Origin of the sequence: Halobacteriovorax sp. HFRX-2_2 (assembly GCF_043196705.1) — a bacterium.
Lineage (GTDB): Bacteria > Bdellovibrionota > Bacteriovoracia > Bacteriovoracales > Bacteriovoracaceae > Halobacteriovorax_A.
Genome location: NZ_JBEBMT010000001.1, coordinates 1045647 through 1068683 on the forward strand (window position 1 = coordinate 1045647; position 23037 = coordinate 1068683).

Consider the following 23037-nt stretch of genomic DNA (forward strand, 5'->3'; position numbering starts at 1 on the left):
GGATTGGAGTTTAAGATGTTTGAAATTATAAAAAGTAATACAAAATTCAATTTTGTTAATAAATTCGGGATTGCAGGTCTTATCTCTGCGATTCTAGTTATTGCTTCACTTGTTCTTATCGGTACTAAAATGAAATACGGGGTAGACTTCCGTGGTGGTGCTGAGATTCAAGTTAAGTTCCAAAAAACTGAAAACCTAGATGAGCTTCGTCGTGAAATGAAGTCAGCTGGTTTCACTGGGGTAACGATCCAAACAATCGGTGAGCCTCAAATGAATGAATACCTTCTTAAAGTTAGTGCAAACGAAGGTAACTTAAATGAAGTTACTGAAAAGGTTTCAAAAACACTAACGACTAAGTATGCACAAGATGGTGTTGAGATCAGAAAAGTTGATATCGTTGGTCCTAAGGCCGGAGCTGAGCTTAGAAAATCTGGTTTCCTAGCAATGCTTTGGGCACTACTTGCAATTATGATCTACGTTGGTCTACGTTTCGATTTCAAATACTCGCCAGGTGCAATTGTTGCTCTTTTCCACGATGTAACAATCATTCTAGGTGTATTTGCTCTAACTGGAACAGAGTTTACTCTACAGACTGTTGCTGCAATCCTTGCCGTTATCGGTTACTCAGTTAACGATACCGTTATCGTTTATGACCGTGTACGTGAGCATGAAGCAAAGTTTGTTGGACGTGATATCAAAGATCACATCAATAATGCAATTAACGAAACACTTTCAAGAACAATCCTTACTTCTGGTACGACACTTTTCGTATCAGCAACAATGTTCTTCGTAGGTGGTCTTGCAATCCGTGATTTCTTTATGGCAATCACTCTTGGTGTTGTTGTTGGTACTTACTCATCTAACTTCGTTGCAGCACCAGTTGTACTTCTATTTGATAGATTTAGAGGGGAGCAGGCGAAAACTGCAGATGCAAACGCTTAATTCAAAATTAAATTTTATTAAATACTTAATTGCCCTGTGTGTACTTCTTAGTACACATGGGGTTTTTGCGTATGGTGATGAAGATTACGATAGTCGTGATAAGACTACTTCTTCTCAAGATATCGAAAACCTTCAAGAGTCAATTGAGACTCTTAACCAAGAAATCAAAAATAATGGTGGCCAGGCCGTTAATGTCGTAAATATGCCAACACAAGGTCTCGGTCTAAAAAATGGTAAGGCCGACCCTGAGATGATGAGACGTGCAATTAAGATGATTAATGCACAATTTAAAAATGTCCCTGACGCTCAAGTTGCCCAAATGATTCGCGAAAATGCCACGCAAAACCCAATCATGCAATTCTTTGTTAATAGCGATAAGCTTGTAAACTTTGCTGTTGGGATTGTAAAAGATGATAAGGCCTTACTCTACTTATTCGAGTTAACACAGGATAAGGATGTTTTAAAGCTTGCTCTAGGAGTTGTTATATTCCTATTTATTCTTAGCTTTTTTCTTAAGCGTGCATTTATTAAGAAAGACGAGTTCTTTGTTTTTCGCTACGTAAAGTCGCTAATCTTCTTTGTTTTTTCAACGGGCCTAAAAGCAGGTGTTCTTTATTTTATCTATAAAGACTACTTAGATCCAAGCGTTGATGTTTTCATTAAAAGAGTTCTCTAGCTTTAGTTACCACTCGTTACAGGAATACAACCCATCTTACGATCAAGAGGCTTGATTGTTGTAGGAATTGATGTTGTGTAACCACTGCTTGCAAGCTCACTTGAGTGCATCACTTGATAAAGCTTCTGGTACCCTCGTTTTTGTACATATGGCGCATCTTCGTCCGCTGGCCAATAGAAGTATGTTGGTTGCGATTGTGTATCGCTCGTTGGTTTGTAGTGGATTCCATCATTTGTTAAATGAAACCAGATCTTCTTTAGCTGACCTTCTCTAATAAACATAACATCAGCAGGCTTAATCTCTTGCTTATTTCCATCACCAAGATCAATTACTTCACGTGGACCTTTGGCAAAGTATAGGCCTTCTGTTGGAGTTCCAATAATCTCACCAAGGGCCTTGAATTCAATATTAGATGAGTTGTACTCAGTGTAGCCTGGACAAATTGCGCGCCCACTATTGTCAGTAAAGAATGGAATCATAGCAAGCCCTGATTGAATTAGCCCTGATTCAGCTCCTGAACAGGCCTCTGGGAAGCCTCCGTCCTCAACGCTAACATTCGGTGCCACACAAGTTTCAAGAGGTGCAAAGTACGATTTTGTCCCGCTTACGTTGGCCCCCATTTCAATCATTCGATCTTTAATAAGGAAATCAACCTTGCGATTTTCACCATCTGCAATAAAGCGCACATCATTTACATCCCATAAAGAGAAGTGATCTGGCACTAGTTCTAGACGTGGAAATTGTGGAGCATCATCATTTTGCCCTGTCTTAATATAGTCGTGACAAAAGATAGTATCTGAAACACCCGGCGGAAGATAAGGAGTCGGGTAGTCAACAGGCATGTAGAAGTGCTTTCTCACAGTATCAAGATAGATCTGATCGCTTGGATCGTAATTTGAGCTTGTGGCCGTCGCACGAATCATACAAGTGTATTGTGAGATAAGCTTGATCTTAAGGTTACCTTCGTACTCGTCATCATCACCTGGCTCAAATAACTTAAACTGCTCGTAATCACTTTTTGCATTCTCAACACCACTTCCAGTTTCTTCAATATGGAAAGTATAAGCTTCGCCAAAATTTACTGTTGTGGCCTCAAGGTTTGCTTCAAAAATATTTGTTCCCTGATATGTTTTAAGGTCGGCCGTATAGCGGCGTCCATCGATATCTGTGGCAACTAACTGACAAGATGGTGGGTTTTGAGCACCGTTATCAATCGAGTTATTACAAAAACCAAAAAGATTTTGTAGGTTAGCGTCGTCTTTAATTTTTGGCCCAACAGTTACCGTTCCATATAGGGTAGCGACAGTGGCCGTCTTCTCTTGGCAAGTTGCTGCACAAGAGGCACCACTTGTTACCGAGGCAACTTTTTGATTCTTACAAATACAAAAATCGTCATCAATAAAAACAGAGTCACTTGGACGGGCAATTACTTCTGGTGCTGTGATACAAACACCAGCAGAGGCCTCAATATTTTCACGAGTAAAGTCATCAAGACTTTCGTCGGCCAGGATTTCTTCTAATTGTGCTTCGTCTGCAACGACTTCTCCTTCACCACATGAACTTGCACATACATTTCCTTCGTTTAGAAGAAAGAATAGATCTTCACAAGTATCGATATTATTGATGTCGTCAAAGAATCCATCTGGACGCGCAACCTGTGGAACACAGGAAGATGTGATAAATAAGAATACAATTAAATATATTACCTTCATTGGCCTATTTCCTTAATTTTCTACTTACTTAATCGCCAGTTTTCGTTGACTTCTTTAATTTTAGGTTAATTTCTTACATTTCATTGAAATTGTGTGAAAATAAACGTAATTTTAAGTAGTTATACTATTGGGAAATAAAATCTAGTGTATAATGATAGTAAAGTTTTTGTGGCACAATAAATATTCCTAATGTTTTTAGCGACTTGGACGATAAGTGAAGTAACTAAAAATCATAGGATTGAGTTTGTGCTCGAAAGAGTTCTCATATCGAGAGGAGATTAAAATGACAAAAGCAGATTTAATTGCAGCAATCGAAAAGCAAGCAAATGTAACGCACAAGCAGGCCGAGACTGTTGTTAATATTTGTTTTGATGACATGATCAATGCTTTATTCAATGATGAAAGAATCGAAATCAGAGGTTTCGGATCTTTCGCAAACCGTAATTATAAAGCGTACGAAGGTCGTAACCCAAAGACTGGTAAGGTAGTAAAAGTACCACCAAAAAAGGTTCCATTTTTCAAAGTTGGTAAAGAACTAAGAGAAATGGTTGATGAGGGTAAAGACAAGTACGTTATCCGCGAAGCTTAACGGCCACGCATCCTGTTTTTTTAATACTTAAGTATAGGCCTGCCGCATTAGTGGCAGGTCAATATTTTTAAGCATTTAAATTGACTTATTAAAAAATATCCATATTATAGGAAATCTAAAATCATTCTGCGGACGGGTGCTAGAGTGGTCTAATAGGGCAGTTTGCAAAACTGTTTTTCACCGGTTCAAATCCGGTCTCGTCCTCCAAATTCAAAAAGAAAAACCCAGGCTTGTCCTGGGTTTTCTTTTTTAACCTGAAGATAAGCTCGATTTAAACATGTATTCTCCCGGTTTGGGAGGCGTTAAATACCACGATGGTATTTAATGCCGAACTATCCAGCGACGACCAGGATGGGAGGAGTCGGGCAAATCCGGTCTGTCCTTTTATATCCTAGACATCTTGCTTCTGACCCGAATAAAAGCTATAATCAGGTCATATCTGACCCGAATAAAGTATTTAATCAGGTCAGAAATGAGGTAACTATGGAAAATTACATTTGGCAGCATTCGAATTGGCCTAACTTCAATTGGGATGTGAATACGATTACTCCATATCTTCAAAATGCAAGACAGACTCAGCAACAACTTCTTTCTGCTGTCGGTTCAATTAACTTAAATAATCTAGGGGAAATCCTAGCTTCAGAAGTTATTGAGACATCCTCAATTGAAGGAGAAGTTTTAGATCCTAATGATGTTAGATCAAGTGTGGCCAAAAGACTTGGACTCACACGTGCAGGTCTTCCGGCTCCTTCAAGACATACTGAAGGTATCGTTGAAATGCTTATGGAAGCAACAACTAATTTCAGATCACCTCTTACTAAAAATAGGCTCTTTGAATGGCATAAACTTTTGTTTTTAAATGCACGAAATAATATATCAAATGAAGAGATAGGAAAATATAGGATTAGTAAGAATCCTATGCGTGTAATATCAGGTCGCATGGGTAGTGAAGTCATACATTATGAGGCACCTCCTTCAGCTCAAGTTAATAAAGAAGTTCAGAAGTTTTTAAACTGGTTTAGCAGTGAAGAGAGTCTCTCTCTTGATGGTTATATAAGAGCAGCGATTGCTCACTTCTGGTTTGTTACGATTCACCCTTTTGAAGATGGTAATGGCCGTATTTCTAGATGCATAACTGATATGGCCATCGCTCAGGATGAACAATCTCAAAATCGTTATTACAGCTTGTCTTCTCAAATAAGATTAGATCGTAAAAAGTACTATGAAATTTTAGAAGAAACACAACGAGGTGATGGCGATTTAACAAATTGGTTAATATGGTTTCTTGAGACGATTACCAAAAGTATAAATACTTCGCTTTCAAATATTAATAAATCACTTTCAATTTCAAAGTTCTATGATGTGATTAATAATATAAGCTTGAATGAGAGACAGCTTAAGGTGATGAGGAAATTACTCGAAAATCTTCCTGATGATTTTCAAGGCGGACTTACGAATAAGAAGTATGTCGCAATGGCAAAAACGAGTCCAGAAAGTGCAAAGAGAGACTTAAAAGATTTACTGGAAAAAGGACTAATTCTAAAAAATGATGGAGCTGGTCGCTCGACAAGTTATCGTCTCAATCGGGAAATTATAAAATGAAAAAACTAAAAAATAAGAATTGCACGCCCTTCTAAAAGCTTATCACTTATAAAAGAGTTCTATGTGAATGCTCTTAGAATGGAAGTTTTAGGAGGCTTTAGTGATCATGATTCTTTCGATGGAATGATGTTTGGTTATCCTGAAGAAAACTATCATATAGAATATACAGTGGATAATAACTCACCAATTACACCGACTCCAACGAATGAAGATCTTTTGGTATTCTATTATCCAGACGAAAATGAATACTTAGAAAAACTAAATCATATAAAAAGCATAGGATACGAAAGGAAAAACATTTGTCGATCCAGATGGTTATCGTGTTGTCATTCAGAATGCTCCTTGGAAAGAATAAATCATCTAATCGTAATTTTGCAGTAGTTAGAAGCTTAGTATTCATTTCAGTTAGTTGTACTTCATAACTTGATTTATTCATAAGTTCCTGAATATATTTATTTCTATGTCATAATATGACGATGAGTACACGTATGAAACTATATCTATTTCTTATATTCTTGTGTGCTTCGCTTAGAGCAAGTGACCTTAAGTCAAATCATAAAGATATTGATGCCGTTAAACTAAGTGACTTCCAACTTGTTAATATCGTGTGTAATGAAGAAGACACGATTGATGTTGTTACATGTGAGTATATTGGTGACGGCTATTTTGATGGTGCAACTGCCATTTGGAAGATAAACAAAAAAAGAGTCAAGAGGCCTAGCTTTGATGTCAGCACCTTAAAAGAGAAAAATGTTGTAGAGCTATTCAAGCAAACAGGTGATAAAGTAATTTTAAGCAAAACTTATGTTTTCTATAAAAAACATGTTGGTTTAAATCTTAAAAATGGTTTTAAAGAAATTCCAAATATAGTTTACTTTAATAACCAGTCATTTCAAGAAAGCATAGAGCTAAAATATCCGCTTGATACCTCAAAAGCTAAGATAGAAGTATACCTAGAAGAAAAAATACTAGGTGATGCTGGTTTTAGCATTCAAAGTAATCAGATTAATTTAAAGCTAAATCATCTTTATGATAAAGCTAATGTGAAGCTTGTTTACCGCGAAGGAGATTATAAGTCCGAGCTTTATATGACTTATATAAGGGGAGATGGAGTAGTCAAACTGCCAAAAAAGTTTGAAGGAAAGAATGCCTACATTAGCTTTGTTGAAGAAGAAATTGAACGATGGAAAACTGTTTCTCAGAAAATTAGTGATGGTGAGCTTCGAAACTTATTTGATGGAACCTATTTTATATTTATCGATGGTGAGGATCAGCAAGGGAAGTTTGTACAGATCAAAAATGGCAAAGCTGTTGATTTGCATAAGCTAACATTTAAGAATAATGATTACAGCGAAACGTTGAAGTATTACACCTTGGATTCGGCTCCTGCTATCCAAGGAGGTTCTTTTACTTATAAGTCGGGTACTAAGGTCATCTATGAAAAAATAAATTCTGGTGACTCTCGTGGTATATCAATACCGTTAGAGCTTAATCAGACGATAGAGAAAACATTGCTCTTCGTTGTTGTGAAATCAAATAAAGAAGTGAAGGTCCATCCATATGACTTAAGTAAGATATATGCTGATGCTTCTGATACTGGACTCGAAGTAAATACTATCGTTGAAAAAGGTAGTGATGTGTTTATTTCTTATTGGTATTTTAAAAATTAGTAATTGATTATTTTCTTATTTTTCATCTTAGAGAGTAGGAGTAAGTAAGTGTTATAAGTAATCGTTCCATGTGCTTTTTCTTTACGCATGGTTAACGAAAAGACACCTGGAACCAGATGTTCAGTGAATTTACTGAGTTCTTATATCGATGTTTCAATTAACCTGCTAAGTAGTATAGAGGTATATGAGAGTGAAGCTTTACATTAAATTATTTTTTATTACAGGGATTCCGTTTGGAATTATTATGGGGATGGTTTCAATTATTAGTGAGCGTCTTTCAATTGAGGCCGGTATATATCTTGGCGTTGAGACTGGACTTTTTTATGGATTCTTTATGTCACTGATACTGGGGACGAGACATCGCAGCCAAATTAAGAAACTTGGATTGAATGTAAATGCTCACGTCAGTCCTATACAAACTGAAACTTTATGCATTGAAGAAGAGTATGAAATTGCTTTCGAAAAAGCTCTTAGATCATTAATGCGAATGAAGGCCAATATAATATCTTCTGAAAAATACAAGGGAGAGATTGTGGCAAAGACACCAATGAGTTGGAGTGGTTTTGGTGAAGATATGGCAGTACACTTATCTAAAGAAGATGAATCCTTAACTAGAGTTTCTGTCACAAGTCGTCCTGTCTTAAAGACCACTATGATTGACTACGGAAAAGGAAGAAAGAATATTGTCACCTTCTTTGAGTACTTAAAAGTATAGCTAGTACTCATTTGGACGAAAATACTTAATCAGAATTGAGACTTATGAGAATTAAAACGAAGTGGCCATTCTATTTGCTAATTCCGCCAGCTCTATTTGTTGTTATCTATTTAGCGATGACAGTGGCAGGTTTCTATATTGGTCATCAAAGAGATGTTCAAGGTGAAGCCGTTCATCGTATTTATATTGTGGAGGGAGCAATACACACTGGCATACTACTTCCTATGCATCTAATAAGTCCGCAGTTGAGGTCATTTATAGTAGAGGAAGGATTGAATTTTAATTATGTTGAATTTGGGTGGGGGGATCGTGAATTCTTTTTGAATGTGCCAGAAATGAAAGATCTTACGCTTCCTATTTTTACAACGTCTTTATTTCTCCCTAGCTCATCTGTCATGCACGTGACTCAATATCAAAATTTACCGAAGAATGCTTATAAACTATCTGATGTTAAAGTCTCGCCAATGCAATTGAATATTATATTAAATTTTATAGAAGATTCTTTTAAGTTAGAAAAATCACGTCCTATAAAAATTCAAGTAAAGGGATACTATAATTCTACCCAAGTTAAGGATAGCTTTTATGAAGCTAATGGAAGCTACCATATGTTTAATACTTGTAATATGTGGACGGCCAGAGTTCTCTTTGAGGCGGGGATTAAGACATCCGTATTTACTCCGTTTAAATACTCAGTTTCAAGGTTTATTAATAAAGATTAAGATCTTCTTATTCATAATGTGACCTATGTCATATTCGAGTACTATTGTATAAAGAGATAATATCGATATAAGAACATAAGGAGGTTCCATGAGTAAGCTAATGATTTGTGTTGATATAACTGATGAGTCTATCAATGCCTATAAGAATCAATTAAAAGATTTCGACTGGAATCGTTGGGATGAGGTTCATCTCGTGCACGGATTTGAAACTCAGGTCTATGCAGATACTTTCTACTTCGCTTCTTACCCGCTTGAAGGGCAAATGGGAGATATCGAAAAATCAGTTTCAGATCTCTTATTGGGGCTTTCTAATGAAATCGTCGCGGAAGACTATAAGGGAAAGGTATTTGGAAAATGTCTCTTTGCTAGTTCTGCAAAGGTTGCTCTAAAAGAGTATGCCGAAGAAAATAAAATTGATGAAATGATCATTGAAACAAGAGGTAAGCATGGAATAGCTGCGCTATTTTCAAGTTCGTTTGCCGAGTATATGGTGGGCCATGCCCCTTGTCGTCTTATGATCTTACGTGAAGTTAAATAAGAGGTGATTGTGAGGAATTTGGTATTACTTTTTACGCTATTTCTAGCTTACTCTTCATGCTCAAGCGTTAACACTGAATCTCGCCAGCATTTTGAGAATAAGAGCATGAGGCATGGAGTTGTTCCAGTGGCCGAGAGTGAAGATAAGACTCCTGTGACACGTATTTATAGTGCCGAATCAGTTCTTAGAGGCAGGCGTATTTATATGAATAAGTGTTCTCAGTGTCACGGTGAAAATGGTAGGGGTGTTGATAAGGTTGATCTTCAAGAATTATCTAAAGAAATCCCTAATTTTAATTTCTACCTACTGGTTTCTAGTTATAAACAGAAGATGCCTGGATGGAAGAATGTTTTAACTGAAAATGAAATTAAAGACCTTGAGAATTATATTTATTCGCTTGCTAAGAAATAAGAAAGGCCCCTGTTTAAATAGGGGCCAATATATTAGTTTAATTATCTATTTGAGTGACCTTGGTGTCTAGGACGATAACCTAGAGCCTTAAATTCTTCTTTTAGTACCTTTTTGAGTTCCTTCTTATCGATTACTTGTCCAAAAGTCGTATAATCAAAGTAAGTGTAACGGTATAAAAACCATTCTTTGTATTCTTTTGTTAAAACTGAATCAACACCATCAATTGTTAGAAGATCCATCCAATTAAGCTTAACTCCTACCTCGACACTTTTTCTTTCAAGTTCTCTAAGTCCTGCTTCCGATATTTTGTGAACTCTATCACGAAAACCTTGCTCATTACAAAGACTTCCATCTTCATCCATCTTAGTAAGAATAGACATTAAGTCTTCATTTGAAACATGCTTATAGGCCGGAAGATAATTCTTAATTAACCATAGGTCTCTTGTGTTACCTGAAAGTACACTGTAGAGACGCTTACTTAATTTAAGTTGGCGCTTGTGATCAATTCCTGAGATTCCATTCTTATCTTTATTTCCATTTTCCATCACAAGAACGAATCCTGCAAAAATTGGTGCAAGAATTGGTAAACCAGCACCTAGTGAGACTCCAATAATCGCTCCCGGGATATAGGCAGCAAAACCACAATAAATAAGATTCTCTTTTAAATTCTTCTGCTTTGAGAAACATTCTTTAATCATCTCTCCAGGGATTTTTGATGGAAGATAGCTTGTTGATTTAGTTCTAATTTGAATATCTCTTGCTAGTTCATTTTTACAGTTGAAGGCAAAAGTTTGAGTTGCCAGTAGTAGCGATAAAGTAAGTGCTAATTTTTTCATTTCTCATCTCCATTTTTATTTGTTTATTTTGTTTTTTGTTATGGAGGCAAGGTAATGGATATCAGAATTTATCTCATTTACATGAGGTGACGTTTTTGAAAATCGTGAATTTATTTCTTACTTAATGGTGATGATAAGAGCTAAGTTAATGAAAACACATTGCTTTCAATTAACTTATTCAACACGATGGCGCTTTCTCTTCTTGTTTCTGTCTGTCATTTCAAAATCAAGCTGTATCCATTTAGTAATTGTATCGAATAGGCTGATTGTCTCTTTTACATCCAGATTATTTTGGAAGTGAAAAGGATACTTTTTCTCTAATGAAACTTCATTTTCTAGGGTCATTTTTGAATCATTTAAATATTGCCATGTAAGGTACTCTAGAATCTCTGCATCTCCATCAAAATAGATATGCTCCCATGTCGTCTTTATTTCTTGATTAGCAACTTGAGCAATGTCCAGATCAGATAGAGTAAGGCCTGCTTTGTTAAAATAGAACTCTAGCTTTTTGTCTTTGAGCCAGTATTTCTTGGATTGGATTATTGAAAAGAGCTTTTTAAGCTCTTCTTGTGTTAGGGCCTTTTTTAGATCATTAAAAAGAGAAAGGGCATGATGTCTGGCAAATACTTGTCCAAGGCGCATATTTGGCCTGTGGTCGGCCTGCGAGTGTTCTCTGTGGTCAAAGTATTCTTTCGTGGCAACTCTGAATGGGAATGGAGCACCTTCGCGTTTAATCTTTCTTCTTATTGCCTCGCCGCGAGATTCTGAACTCTTTAAAAAGTTACTCACATATTTACGATCTCTAATATCCATTAAGTCATTTCGTTGGCCAATAAAACCGTTCCATGTCGGATATTCTCCCCATAGTGGCTTTGGGCGCTGTCCGTGACACTCTAGACACTTCGCTTGATTGATAAGCCATTTCTTATTCTCTAGATCAAGGACGAGAAGCTCATAGCGAAGCTCTTCTTGATTCCAAGCGATGGCCTCAATTGAATCTTCTTCGTGTTGATCTGCTTCAAATGTTGAAAAGGTAATAACAAATGAATTTTTCTCATTCCAAATCACAGGCCTTAGCTTATTTGGTGCTGCTGGTAGAAGCGCCCCTGACTTATAGGCCAATGTCATATTTTGATAGTCTTCCTCCGGGATACTTTCAATAACTTGTGTAAGTGTTTGAAAGTCATTTGATTTGACCCAGTTGAGGAAGGCATCTTTGTCGAGGACCGTGGCCCTCGACATTGATGTGATAAATATCGTTAGAATGATATATTTAAGCATTGTGATTACTATCTTCTGTCGTTATAAGAATCGTAATCAAAGTTTTCAAAAAGTACGTCAATTTCTTCTGGTGTCCCGTAGCGAACTTCTGATTCGATGCTACAACGAGTAACATAAGTTGTTTCTTTATTGTAAATTGATGAGATTTTAAGTGTTCCTCTAAGGTCATAGCTCTCCCAATCTGGGTTGTAGAGGTGAGCATCTAAGCTTGAAGCAATTAGACTCAGTGTCGAAGAATTGTCGACCGACTGATGACTTAGTTCTAGAAGATATCCTGTTTTTGTTAGATTAGTTAATGGATCGACAAAGTTCTTACTTTCGAATTTGTAGTCAATTTTTTCAAGTGCTTTACCATCAATTGAAATTTCGTTAAATAGAGCTTCTCCAGATACATCTGAGTACACTTTTTTAACGACAAGTTTTTTGTTGAAATTACCGTAGTGACAAGAAGTTATCGTTTCGACAACTGTGTTAATGTCTTCGCCATAGTAATCATCGTATCCGTCATAAGATGCGAATGATGTGTTAGATGTAAATACAAGTGAAATAAGTAGAAGTAGGGAATTCTTCATTTGGTTCTCCAAGAAAAAAGTTTTGCTTGGAGAATTATTTAGTACGGATTTCTAAGCAGTCTGTCAAAGTAAAGTTGTGTAACTCAATTGTGTTTTTTTCTAATTTTATTTAATTACAATTGCTTATGTGTTCTTATTCATTTGTTGACGAGTATTTTATATTCGTTAGGAAATTCCTTTCCCTTAAGTCCATCTGTCAGTCCATAAATTATTAGAGACGAAAAAATAAACCCAGTTAGAATGATCACTTTAGATTGACTCGCCTTCGTTAAGCCTAGAATCACCCTCGTTTTTGAGTAATGTATCGTAGCAAGGTGGACAAAAAAACACATTATGGCAAAAAAATAATATGGAACAAAAAATAAAGAGTGTGGGTATGTATTTAGACCGGCCATGGCAAAGTATATATTGGTGTCAAGTTTCAGAAAATGGCGACCAATTAATATTGCACTAATGTGGATAACGAAAAATAGTGCAAGATATATTCCTGATATTATTTGTAACTTATCCCATATGTTTAAAATCTTTTTGTTCTTTGTGTAGACAAGAATAAGGCCTGTCATGATTTGACCAATAATCATTATGATAAGTGACACTTCTATTATGGGATTATAATAGATGCCTCTTATTGAATTCATAAATGCGATATGATGGTCTATTCCTACCAAGGAGACGAGGTGATTTATCAGATGTAAAACGATAAAGAGAAAAATAATTGAACCCGAATAATAATGAAATTTCTTAATCATATTTAATCCTTGATGAATCACTGTACCATTGGGTATAGTGACTCATCAAGGAAAGTTTTATGGTTAATAAAAATTCTAATTACAAGGCCACTCAATCCGATTGGATAGGTATTGGCGTGAGGATATTGGCCCAGAGTGGTTACCTCGCTTTAAATATTTCTGATCTTTGTAAAGAGATTGGCGCTTCAAAAGGGAGTTTTTATTGGTACTTTAAATCTAAAAGAGATTATGAGTTGGCGCTATATTTTGAGTTTGAAAGGCTATTAAATAGCTACTATTCTGAGTTGTCAGAAGTTAGTAATGGAAAAGTTAGCGATTTTTTTCATGAGATTTATAGTCAAGTTCCTCCCTTGTTAATTAGACTTGAGCTAGCAATAAGAGATTGGGCAAGAAATGATGATGAAGTTTTTAAATATTGTAAAAAACTAGATATTAAGCGTTTGGCTTGGATTGAAAGCATATTACGTAAGTATCGTATCACAAATGAAAAGGACAAGGCGGTCAAAATCTTTGCAACTACTATTGGGATGTCTCTTTTACCCGAGTTCATTGGAAAGAATTATAAATCACTATATAAATCTGCAATCGAGGATATCATCAAATAGTCTTATAAATTAATGTAATAAGCTACTTTTCTACAAAGCTCTCAGCTTTGTAGATCCCCATAAAGCTAATTCCTGTTGTAAAAGATTTAACGACTCCTTTATCTAAGAAGATAGTTGTTGGTGTAACCTGAATACCTAAGTCGTAGCCCAAATCATTATCTTCTACAAAAGTAAAAGGGTATGGGTTTTTCCTTAGAAACTTTTTTATCTGGGCAGTGCTTTCAAAGGGATTGACGGCATAGATTGAGCCTTTGGATATTTTTCCACTTTCAACTGACTTCTTTAATCGTAGCATTTCAATTTTACAAGGAGTACATGTTGTCATCCAAAAGAATGTAACTACCTTCTTGTCTGGTGGGAATTGTATGCTCTTAGGGTTAGCTTCAATTGTTTTGACAGGTCTTTTTGAAATATTCTTTTCTTTTAGTCTGAAGCTATTTGCGATACTAGGGCCTTGCTTAAAGGCAAATAGAGTTAATGCAATTATGAGTGCTAAATTTTGTAAAGAGAGATATTTTTTCATATGCTATTAATTTTATCATTAGACGGCTGAAGCGCAAAATAGTCATCCAGTATCGTAAAGATAAAAACTTTAGTAAGTCAGTGAAGAATCACTAGTTAATCCTCATATAGTGCTAACAAAAATTCCTCCTAATAATCTTTTGTTTGATATTTCAAATTCATGTGATTTATTTTACAGCACTTAATTCTTAAACTATCATTTATACGATTGTTTTTTTTAAGGTCGTTGAATTGTTGATAAACACTAATATTTTTAAGAAGAAGTTATTCCTGGCATCTGTTTTGGCCTTTATACTTCTTAGTATTAGTTGTGCTTATTACTTCTCTAGTAAGAATCGCAAGGCCGTCGTTGAGTTAAATCAACGCATTGATCTCTTTGTGTCTGTTGTTGGAAATTTTGGTTATAACGGTTTAATTCATAATTTTAAAAATTATGTCGTTAGATATGATGAGAGCTACTATAAAAAGGCCGTCTCAAAGTTCAATGAGATTGAAATCGCATACAATCGCTCCAAAGAATATAACCTATCACAAGAGGAATTAAACTCTCTTGATAATCTATTTTCAACGGCCAAGGAATATCGAGATAATTTAGAGATATTAAAAAACCTTGATGCTTCTCTTACGGCCGAACAAAGAGATAATTTAGTAAGAGTTGATGATACCCAGGCAGACCTTGCAGCTAAAGAAGTTATTAGAATATTAGAGAATAAAGAAGCTCAATTAAATGAAATTTCTAAGAATATTTCCCGCTTTGGTGTTATTGCAATTGTTCTGCTTATTTTGGCGATGGCGGCCATGTACTATTTTGATTTATTAGTTCTTGATCGTACAAATAAAAAGCTCTCCCAAACAAATGAAGAGCTTCTGCAATTTTCTTATCGTACATCACATGACTTAAGGTCTCCATTAACAACAATTAGCATTTTATGTGACTTGATCATTAGAAATATCGAAACAAAGCGATTTAATGAAGATGAGATAAAAATAAAAGTCGAAAAGATTAGAAGTCGAGTCATGCATTTGGCCGAGCTCATTTCAAGCCTTTTAGATTTAGCAAGATTAGATGTCTCTACCCATAAAGATGAAGAACTTGATTTTGAAACAATGATTTCAGATATTGTTATTTCAAATGAGTACTTAATTGAGAAAAATAATATCAAATTCTCTACCGATGTTGATCTCTCACGTGGACACTCTTCTCAGAGAGTAAGGGTCTTTCAGATCTTAAGTAATATTATAGTTAATGCTGTTAAATACTATGATGTTAATAAGAGTGCGCCATTTGTTAATGTTGAAATGCATGATGACTATAATAATCTCTACATAAAGGTTGCTGACAATGGGGTAGGGATTCCATGCAATGATAAGTCTGAAGTTTATGAGCAATTTGTGCGCTTTAATGAAGACAAGTCAATTGGTACTGGAATTGGAATGTACATCGTTAAAAAGTCTGTGGATTACTTAGGTGGAACAATTGACTTTACTACTTCAAATGAAGGCACAACTTTTAAAATTGTTATTCCTACTACTGTTGTTAATTCTAATCATGATTTAGTGACAAAAGATACGTCAAATAATCTGCTACATTAGTTTCTAGATTGATATTGAATAGATTCCATCTGGTGAAATAGTTATTTCGCCATCTATCTTCTTTTTAAATCGGTAAAGAAGTGATTTAAAGCTTGTTTCTGCCTTGAGATAGTCGCAATCCTCTCCATAGATCATTAAAATAAGCTCTTGTCTGTTAAATCTTGCTTCTTCTAGAGCATTAAAAAGTATACTTTCTTTCTTACTAAGTTTTCCCTTTATTTTTGACGGGCCCTGGTTAGGTTTTTTCTGAATTAACTCTGAAACGAAATTATAAAAGGGGTCCTTCATTGAAGAATTCACATCTGCTTCTATTATTTTCGAGTAGTCCTCACGATAAAGTTTCTCTGAAAGAAGATAGAAAAGCGTACGATTTAATAAATTATTCTTCTCACCTTTTAATAGGTCATGAGTAGTCTTTAGTTGCTCTTGTGACAGACTCTCTATATCAATGTGTTCTAATAGATCCTTATCTACTTCTTTTAAAAGGGCCTTTATCACTTGATTGACTCCTTACTGGCAAACTCTATCTTTTCATTATTAGATAGGGTATATGTTTGCGCCTCTTGATCAAATTGAATTAATCCATCATCTTTTTTATTAATTCTTGAAATTAGTGTTGTTAAGCGATTCTTTGCATCGATTTCATCTATACTTGGATACAATTCATCAATAAGTTCGCTAAAGTGATAAGGCCTATGTGCAAGGAGGAGGATAAGTTGATCGCTTATCTCTCCTAATAGATTCACTGCTGTCGTCCTGTTTAGTCTGATTCTCCAGGCCGTTGTTAGAGAGTCATTATTTATTTTATTCTTACCATTGAGGTAGAGGTTTTCAATTGCTTTAGTCGATTCTTTTATTTCTTTAAATTCATAACGATGAAGCTCTTCAAGCGTCTTCATTGCATTAAATTTCTGGTTAAGACAGAATTGAGTCTCACAAAGGTGAGTCAGGGCCTGAGCATATTGAAGTGTATTATTTTGATCCTCAAGAAGCTTAAGAGCTTTTTCGAGGTAGCGAAAAGCGCTTCGTTGTGCACCTACTTTATGAAATTCATCTGCAATATTAACACAGATATTTGCAGCACTTGTGAACGACCCTCTCTTTATCAGTATATCAAGAGCTTCAATATAATTTGAAAGTAGTCGCTTTCGTATATCGATATTTCCTTCTGCTGTAATGGTATTCATTTGTGCATTTAGGGCCTTCTTTTGTGCTCCAATTTTCATATATGAATGATGGGCCATGAGAAAATTATCTTTGACTGCTAAATGATCCTCTTTTTGAGCAGCGATAAGTGCCATTGCAAAAAAGAGGTCACCTAGATAAGGTGAGTCTCTAAAGTTATTGATGCTCTTAATTTGATATGATCTGTTCTCTAATATTGCGATGCGGGCCTTCAAGAATACATCGAAGAACGAATCCTTTGTAAGTGTATCTTGCATACGCTTAAGCTTTGCTAAGTCATTAAGGTAGTATGCCATCATGATCTGAATATAGTTGAAGTCTTCACTCTGGTATTCAACTTCAAAGAAAAGCTTTGTTAACTGGCCGATGTCGGCGTCAATCAAATGTGAAGGCTTTATCAAGTTTCTCATTAGTCCCAAGTATTTATAAGTGGAATGCTTCCTTTTGTACTATCTGTTTTTTTCAGACTATAGAATACTCTGGCCTTAGAGTCTCTATGTATAGCATCAGCAAGTCTTTGGTTTCTACTACGTCTTGAAATACTTAACATATCTGTGAAGAATAATTCCTTTATATCTGCAATGATCGAATACTGATCATCGAGCCTTATTTCTAACCTTGGACTAAAGTCTTGGAGCGCATTATTAATTTTAACAGTCTTTCGAAATTTCTTCTTATGATATTTCCCCTTAAAAGTAAGTAGAATCGTATCTTTTTTAATTTTAAGAGATGATCTTATTGAGAAGGTCTCTTCCGTGTTTTCAGCTTTGTTGCTATTCTTGCTACTTTTTAATCTTTTCTTTAAGAGAGAAACCGTGTCGATAGAGTCATTCTTATCTATTTCTTCACATTGGTTAATTTCGCTATAAGAGAGACCTTCCCAATTTGCAAAAATATAATCATGAGCTTCCTTGTCTGATTGCCCCTGACATTTGAAGCCGATAACAAGCTTTTTGTTGATTGCAATTCCTGTTGGGATATTTATTCTTTCTCTAAAATTTATAGAGCTTGTCGCAATTGGGCCTCCTCCATTTCCATATCCGTTTCCACCTCTGATGATGGTTTGATCTTTGCTGTCATTCTTGAAGCTTTTTATGACTTCAATTGTCTTAAGATTGAGTTTGTTATCATTATCTATCTTTATTTCTTTCTTCGTTAGGTATAGGTCATAGAGTTCCTTAATTTGAGAATCTGTTAAGTCCCCATTTGCCTTACCATGTGAATTTGGTATTTCTTCGATGAGGTTTTGTGACGATTTTTGTCGATAAGTTGATTGATAGTCTTTTGAGTACTTAAATCGAACATTATCTAAGTGGCCACGCTTACCTTGAATATAGTTATTAAGACACTCTTTGATATTTGAATGAGAAGAAAAAATTGATTTTTGCATGATACGATCATAGGAAGTTGCAATACCAACGATTTCATATTTACTTTGATTTAAATCATTATTTTGTAATAGAGGAGAACCACTCATACCTGGAACGATACTTGATGGAGTTATAATCGAATGACTGATGAATGATTGACGACTCTTTTCATGATCCTTTTCTTTTGAGTCTAAGTTAATTGTACACTTATTGTGAGAGATCAAATCCATAATTGAGTTCATTGTACCAATTTGATTGTGATGATTTTGCTTGTAAGGAACTGGTTCTGTCGTTATGGCCTTAATTGCTTCAGAAATGGGAACAAATAGTGCGTTACCTTTATAAGGCTCAGGAGAGCTTGGATAAAAATTACAAGAAAGGTCGTACATATTACCAATTTGTACATATGAAAGTGTTTCACCAGTCTTTAAATTTTCAAACAGTGGCCTATTATTATAATTTGTTGATTTCTTTTCTCCAAAAGTAAACTCGTCTTTAATTAGACTCCTTGGAGAGTTATTCATTCCATGAGTATAAAGACTATTATTCTTTGAGTTATAAATACCAAAGGTCTCTTGTATTGTATTGTTGACTTCTATGATGGCAATATCATGGTTGGCACAAGAGAGGGTTTTATTTTCTTCAATAGGGTGTAGCTCCCCACGGTAGATGAAAAACTTATTATCACCATCTACTAAGTGAGAATTTGTGATGATGAACTTTTGGCCTTCACTTTGTACCGTAAAACCAGTTCCTGCAATAGGCATGTCACTATCGATATAGTGTGAGCCAATAACAACAAGAGATTCCTTATCTTGGATGTGATGCCTTTTATAGTATTCGTAGATCGATAAATTATCGACATCTTTACCAAGTAAGATTTCAGTATAGGGGTCTGCTTGTGTAACAAGTGATAGGCCCATCAATGTCGTTAATATTGCTCTATATATACTTCTAGACATAGCTATATAGAGAGCAAAGTATATGCCATTATTTCCCTTTGAAATTGAGTTAGTTACTAGTTGAATTGTTTAAATAACAATCCCCTTGTCTAGACTTTAGTCAGTTTTTAGAAGAAATAACGTTAAATATGCATGATTTATTGGCACTTTATTTGCTTAGTTAAATATATGATGAAATCTCTAAGAAACTTAACGATTATAAGTACGCTATTTCTATGCTCAAGCACAACCTCTGTTGTGGCCAATGATTTATACGGCGTTGAGGCCGGAGTGAAAACAAATCTTGGTAATTGGTATAAAGACGCAAGTCTAGATGAAGGCCCTGTTACTCTTACTTTTAGGGCCGATAGTAATGGGGAGTTAGAGCTCTCCGAATTGGACTGGATGCAGTTTGAGAAAAGATATCAAAGAGAAGAGTTTGGTGGAGTTGAGATTGCTCTAAGGGCCTTAGGGGCGAGGTATGAGAAACTTCATCAATCGATCGGTCAACATGGCAGTATTCAATATGCTCACTTAGTTATCAGAAAAGCTTTTGTTCTCGATGATGGCGCAACGATTATTCTCTCTGGTGTTGCTAAGGCCAGTGATACATGGAGTATTCATCAGTTTAACGAAGAAGATGAGCGCAACCTGGGACGCTCTTATAAGCGAATGTATAATCAAGACTCAATTAACTTAGATATAGAAGCAACAGGGGAGATCCACTTTAAAATAGGAGATGGGCGTGCTAGGGCCTATGGCTACTATAAGCAAGGTGATGAAAGAAGCTTTAAAACAGAAGATAAGAAATTTAGTTATACCTATCAAAGAAATGAATATGGTGCCGGTATTGAGTACAGGCCAAGTGAGAAATCAAAGCATACCTTTGGATTTAAAGTTAAGCGCAATGAATTTGATGAAAATTATGGAAAGGGAAATCGCCAAGTTGATGAGACTCAATTCATGTTAACTTACCAATACCATTTTGATATGGAGGAATTCTTCTTTGGGAAGTCGTATGAAGTTGATACGAAGAAAGGTGATCAAGAATATGATGAATATGTAGAAGAAGAATTAGATCTTCCAGAATTTTACTAATTTAAAATAGGCCATATATGAAGAAAGTATTATTATCAGTTTTATTATTTAGCTCTTATGTTTTTGGGGAAAACCTAAATATCAATCATGCTCACTTAAATGAAATCGTAGGGGATAGCGATGCTGTCTTTAAGCCAATTGATATTAAAGAGCTTGAACTAGATGAAGAGTCATTACTGGATGGTATTCGAAAACGATTTGTTATTTCTTATTCACAGCTCAATCGATCTGAAATGGACACCTCGTATAATGTTTCGCGAGATGGTGAATCCGTCTATGACGTTTATGATGAAGACTTTAATCATTACCTTGAAGAGAACTTAAAATTTAAAGAAGGCCATAAAGTCACAATTGAATACTTAGTTACACAAAATTTTAGTATTGAATTAGCTGATACTTACCGCCGCTATAATATGTCTGGTCGACATGTTGGCGTAACAGAAGGTGGCCTTTTAGAAGATGACCGCTATGATGTCTATGAAGCAAAGAATGTAACAATATTAAATGATATTCAGCTTGGGATGAAATATGCGATTCGTTTAGTTGATACACCTAGCTTTCGTTTTGAAATAAGCCCTGGGGCCAGTGTCGGACTTGTGCACGTCTATTCAGATACGAAGACATATTATAATGGTGAAAAATACGAAGAGAACCACTTTAATGATATTGGTGGTTACTCTTATGGTGTCTCACTTGAGGCCAAGGCCGTCTTCTGGGATAATTTCTTTCTTCAAATAGGTGTTGAGCAAAGAGATTATGTCCTCGCTCCGATGTCACATGAAAGTGGCGTTTCCCAACAAATTGATCAAAGTGGATATAATTTCTATATTGGGGCCGGAATTAGATTCTAGTGACATTTTCATTGATAAAAAAAGGGATCCTATGGATCCCTTCTATATTCTACTTTCTAAGGTCACTTAAACGACATTTATATGATTTGAAAACTAATCTTGATTTTTCTTCACAAGTTACATTGTAGAAGTGAGTTCCACAAGTTTTTCTATCCGAAGAACAAGTCGCTTCATTGATATCATATAAGGCATCAAAAATATCTTGGGCCTCATTTCCTTTTACTGTTTTTACAAGAATATCACCATTTGAAAATGCACCAACTGTACACTTCGTTCTTTTGAATATGTCCGTACATAGGATTTGGTCAAGCTCGATAAGACACTTTTTCCCACTACAATCAGGTGTTACAGTTAACTCAAGAGAAAGAAATAAGTTCTTTGCAAGATCTTTTTCAACCTTGAAGTCGCCAGCATTGGCCATTAGTGCGACGAGTGTTATAACTAAATACTTCATCTATTCCTCGCTTTCTTCTAGATTGTGATAAACAGTAACAACATCGTCATCTTCTTCAAGTAGATCAATTAACCTTTCAAATTGCTTTAATGTGTCTTCATCATCAATTGCTTTGTGATTAAGTGGAACTCTCTCAAGCCTTGCTTCTTCAGGTGTGATTCCAATCTCTTGAAGTTTCTTTTGGATATCTCCGAATGACTCTACTGGTGCAATAATCTCAAATACACCATCTTCAAGTGTAATATCTTCTGCTCCAGCATCGATTACTTCGAGTTCAAATTCATCGTGGTCAGATACATTTTCTTCATTAACTAAGAAATTTGCTTCTCTTTTGAAAACGAACTCTAGTGATCCAGTTTGCCCAAGTGATCCTTGAACTTTATTGAAGTAACTTCTTACACTTGCTACTGTTCTTGTATTATTATCTGTTGAAGCTTCAACGAATACGGCAACGCCACCAGGGCCATAGCCTTCATAATTAATATCTGTATAACCGACACCATCTCCACCTTGACCTTTTTTGATCGCACGGTCGATATTGTCTTTTGGAACGTTAAACTTCTTACAACGATCAATCGCAACCTTTAGAAGAAAGTTTGTTTCTGGATCGCCACTTCCACTTTTAGAAGCTAAGAATACATCTTTTAGTGCTCTCGTGAATACTTGTCCACGGGCCTTGTCTGCTGCGCCTTTTTTGGCCGCAATTTTTGCTGATTTTCTTCCCATAAATCTCTCTTACGTTAAATTATTACTCTATAGTTTTAGTCAAATCATCATAATTCGTCTAGTTTTAGGCCTGTTTATTTAAGCTAAGTATCTGAAATATGTATAAGTAATAGTCAGCAATGAAGTATATTCAAAATATGACACTCTGTGTTTTTTAGGTGTTAATCTGTGCTCAAAGGAAGAATATTATGGGTAAATACTTTGCATTAACACTTATCAATTTGAATCTCTTTGCTTCGTTTGGGGGCCTAGGAGGCATGGGGGGATTTGGCCCTGATATCGATCATAATCCTACATATCGCCATCGTTCTCAAAATCAAAAGCAAGAGGTTACAAAGTGTACCATCAGTCGTGGAGACCGTAATTTCGACTTAAATAAAACAAATTACCAACTAGATGATTTGTTCGCATTAGTGTCGACGACTAGTAAGGGCAAGGATGTTATCAATAAGATCAAGCCTCTTTTTGAAAGAGGTGAGCTAAAGATCAAAAATCTCTCGCAATTTGAAAGGCAACGTCGAGGACTATCTCAAAGAACTTCAGCACTCTTTGATTTCACAATGGAGACTCCAACAATTTACATTGGCCTTGAAGATGAGCTGGGCCTTGTAGCGCACTTCTTTGTTCATGAAGCAACTCATGCTCTAGACGAGTTAATTCCACAAGAATACGAAGTTGAT

Annotated in this window: 24 protein-coding genes, 1 tRNA gene and 2 pseudogenes; 17 read left to right on the top strand and 10 right to left on the bottom strand. The window is 35.6% G+C overall.

Going from position 1 to position 23037, the window contains the following annotated elements; translation table 11 throughout:
• Positions 1-15 precede the first annotated feature (15 nt).
• Together secF and ABMA79_RS04995 are read left to right on the top strand one after the other, a co-directional pair.
• Entirely contained in the window at positions 16-942 is a 927-nt protein-coding gene (secF, locus tag ABMA79_RS04990) for a protein translocase subunit SecF (RefSeq protein WP_392860970.1), read from the top strand.
• On the top strand, positions 929-1618 hold the full coding sequence (locus ABMA79_RS04995) for a hypothetical protein (protein WP_392860969.1): 690 nt from the start codon (positions 929-931) through the stop codon (positions 1616-1618). The genes secF and ABMA79_RS04995 overlap by 14 nt, the downstream gene beginning before the upstream one ends.
• 2 nt (positions 1619-1620) lie before the next feature.
• Here the strand turns inward: ABMA79_RS04995 and ABMA79_RS05000 are convergent, their stop codons facing one another.
• Positions 1621-3330 (bottom strand): hypothetical protein, encoded by a 1710-nt coding sequence (locus tag ABMA79_RS05000; RefSeq protein ID WP_393090756.1) that lies wholly within the window; start codon positions 3328-3330, stop codon positions 1621-1623.
• Positions 3331-3613: 283 nt separating this feature from the next.
• Between ABMA79_RS05000 and ABMA79_RS05005 the strand changes: the two genes are divergently transcribed.
• From ABMA79_RS05005 to ABMA79_RS05050, 10 genes and pseudogenes are all read left to right on the top strand, one after another.
• On the top strand, positions 3614-3919 hold the full coding sequence (locus tag ABMA79_RS05005) for an HU family DNA-binding protein (protein ID WP_021266755.1): 306 nt from the start codon (positions 3614-3616) through the stop codon (positions 3917-3919).
• Between the two features lie 130 nt (positions 3920-4049).
• Positions 4050-4126, top strand: a tRNA-Cys gene (locus ABMA79_RS05010).
• Positions 4127-4402: 276 nt separating this feature from the next.
• Positions 4403-5521 (top strand): Fic family protein, encoded by a 1119-nt coding sequence (locus tag ABMA79_RS05015; protein ID WP_393090757.1) that lies wholly within the window; start codon positions 4403-4405, stop codon positions 5519-5521.
• 18 nt (positions 5522-5539) lie between these two features.
• Positions 5540-5677 (top strand): annotated as a pseudogene (locus ABMA79_RS05020) (VOC family protein); the annotation flags it as partial.
• A gap of 151 nt (positions 5678-5828) precedes the next feature.
• Positions 5829-5876, top strand: a pseudogene (locus ABMA79_RS05025) (hypothetical protein); the annotation flags it as partial.
• Between the two features lie 133 nt (positions 5877-6009).
• Positions 6010-7191: a hypothetical protein gene (locus ABMA79_RS05030; RefSeq protein WP_393090760.1), complete on the top strand. Its 1182-nt coding sequence runs from the start codon at positions 6010-6012 to the stop codon at positions 7189-7191.
• A gap of 190 nt (positions 7192-7381) precedes the next feature.
• Complete coding sequence (locus ABMA79_RS05035; RefSeq protein WP_393090763.1) at positions 7382-7906, top strand: hypothetical protein; 525 nt, start codon at positions 7382-7384, stop codon at positions 7904-7906.
• Between the two features lie 44 nt (positions 7907-7950).
• On the top strand, positions 7951-8625 hold the full coding sequence (locus tag ABMA79_RS05040) for a DUF2459 domain-containing protein (RefSeq protein ID WP_393090766.1): 675 nt from the start codon (positions 7951-7953) through the stop codon (positions 8623-8625).
• 88 nt (positions 8626-8713) lie between these two features.
• On the top strand, positions 8714-9163 hold the full coding sequence (locus tag ABMA79_RS05045) for a universal stress protein (protein ID WP_392860951.1): 450 nt from the start codon (positions 8714-8716) through the stop codon (positions 9161-9163).
• Between the two features lie 9 nt (positions 9164-9172).
• On the top strand, positions 9173-9574 hold the full coding sequence (locus tag ABMA79_RS05050) for a c-type cytochrome (protein WP_393055896.1): 402 nt from the start codon (positions 9173-9175) through the stop codon (positions 9572-9574).
• 41 nt (positions 9575-9615) lie between these two features.
• Here the strand turns inward: ABMA79_RS05050 and ABMA79_RS05055 are convergent, their stop codons facing one another.
• The 3 genes from ABMA79_RS05055 to ABMA79_RS05065 all read right to left on the bottom strand — a co-directional run bounded on the left by ABMA79_RS05055 (position 9616) and on the right by ABMA79_RS05065 (position 12263).
• The gene (locus ABMA79_RS05055) at positions 9616-10410 is read right to left on the bottom strand and encodes a hypothetical protein (protein ID WP_393090768.1); all 795 of its coding nucleotides are present in this window, start codon (positions 10408-10410) and stop codon (positions 9616-9618) included.
• A gap of 174 nt (positions 10411-10584) precedes the next feature.
• A complete protein-coding gene (locus ABMA79_RS05060) occupies positions 10585-11691 on the bottom strand; it encodes a hypothetical protein (protein WP_393090770.1) in 1107 nt (368 codons plus the stop codon).
• A gap of 8 nt (positions 11692-11699) precedes the next feature.
• Positions 11700-12263, bottom strand: a complete 564-nt coding sequence (locus tag ABMA79_RS05065) for a hypothetical protein (protein ID WP_393090773.1) — start codon at positions 12261-12263, stop codon at positions 11700-11702.
• An 808-nt stretch (positions 12264-13071) separates the two neighbouring features.
• On the opposite strand from ABMA79_RS05065, the gene ABMA79_RS05070 reads away from it, so the two are divergent.
• Positions 13072-13617, top strand: coding sequence for a TetR/AcrR family transcriptional regulator (locus ABMA79_RS05070; RefSeq protein WP_393090776.1), 546 nt, complete (start codon positions 13072-13074; stop codon positions 13615-13617).
• A 22-nt stretch (positions 13618-13639) separates the two neighbouring features.
• Here the strand turns inward: ABMA79_RS05070 and ABMA79_RS05075 are convergent, their stop codons facing one another.
• Entirely contained in the window at positions 13640-14140 is a 501-nt protein-coding gene (locus ABMA79_RS05075; protein ID WP_393090778.1) for a TlpA family protein disulfide reductase, read from the bottom strand.
• A 230-nt stretch (positions 14141-14370) separates the two neighbouring features.
• Between ABMA79_RS05075 and ABMA79_RS05080 the strand changes: the two genes are divergently transcribed.
• Positions 14371-15732 carry a sensor histidine kinase gene (locus ABMA79_RS05080; RefSeq protein ID WP_393090781.1) on the top strand — a complete coding sequence of 454 codons (1362 nt, stop codon included), beginning with the start codon at positions 14371-14373 and terminating at the stop codon, positions 15730-15732.
• Positions 15733-15735: 3 nt separating this feature from the next.
• Here ABMA79_RS05080 and ABMA79_RS05085 read toward each other — a convergent pair whose 3' ends face one another.
• Genes ABMA79_RS05085 through ABMA79_RS05095 form a run of 3 tightly spaced genes read right to left on the bottom strand, consistent with a single transcriptional unit; the run spans position 15736 to position 19249 of the window.
• A complete protein-coding gene (locus tag ABMA79_RS05085) occupies positions 15736-16230 on the bottom strand; it encodes a hypothetical protein (protein ID WP_393090783.1) in 495 nt (164 codons plus the stop codon).
• A complete protein-coding gene (locus ABMA79_RS05090) occupies positions 16227-17327 on the bottom strand; it encodes a hypothetical protein (protein WP_393090786.1) in 1101 nt (366 codons plus the stop codon). The genes ABMA79_RS05085 and ABMA79_RS05090 overlap by 4 nt, the downstream gene beginning before the upstream one ends.
• The gene (locus ABMA79_RS05095; RefSeq protein ID WP_393090788.1) at positions 17327-19249 is read right to left on the bottom strand and encodes a hypothetical protein; all 1923 of its coding nucleotides are present in this window, start codon (positions 19247-19249) and stop codon (positions 17327-17329) included. The genes ABMA79_RS05090 and ABMA79_RS05095 overlap by 1 nt, the downstream gene beginning before the upstream one ends.
• A 168-nt stretch (positions 19250-19417) precedes the next feature.
• Here ABMA79_RS05095 and ABMA79_RS05100 point away from each other — a divergent pair, with 168 nt between their 5' ends.
• The gene (locus tag ABMA79_RS05100) at positions 19418-20326 is read left to right on the top strand and encodes a hypothetical protein (RefSeq protein ID WP_393090791.1); all 909 of its coding nucleotides are present in this window, start codon (positions 19418-19420) and stop codon (positions 20324-20326) included.
• Positions 20327-20343: 17 nt separating this feature from the next.
• Entirely contained in the window at positions 20344-21177 is an 834-nt protein-coding gene (locus tag ABMA79_RS05105) for a hypothetical protein (protein WP_393090793.1), read from the top strand.
• 49 nt (positions 21178-21226) lie between these two features.
• On the opposite strand, the gene ABMA79_RS05110 is transcribed toward ABMA79_RS05105, so the two are convergent.
• Both ABMA79_RS05110 and ABMA79_RS05115 read right to left on the bottom strand, forming a co-directional pair.
• Positions 21227-21631 carry a hypothetical protein gene (locus ABMA79_RS05110; protein WP_393090796.1) on the bottom strand — a complete coding sequence of 135 codons (405 nt, stop codon included), beginning with the start codon at positions 21629-21631 and terminating at the stop codon, positions 21227-21229.
• Positions 21632-22357: a YebC/PmpR family DNA-binding transcriptional regulator gene (locus tag ABMA79_RS05115; RefSeq protein WP_021266654.1), complete on the bottom strand. Its 726-nt coding sequence runs from the start codon at positions 22355-22357 to the stop codon at positions 21632-21634.
• A 188-nt stretch (positions 22358-22545) separates the two neighbouring features.
• On the opposite strand from ABMA79_RS05115, the gene ABMA79_RS05120 reads away from it, so the two are divergent.
• Positions 22546-23037: hypothetical protein (locus ABMA79_RS05120; RefSeq protein WP_393090798.1), on the top strand; the 492-nt coding region annotated here is incomplete at its 3' end.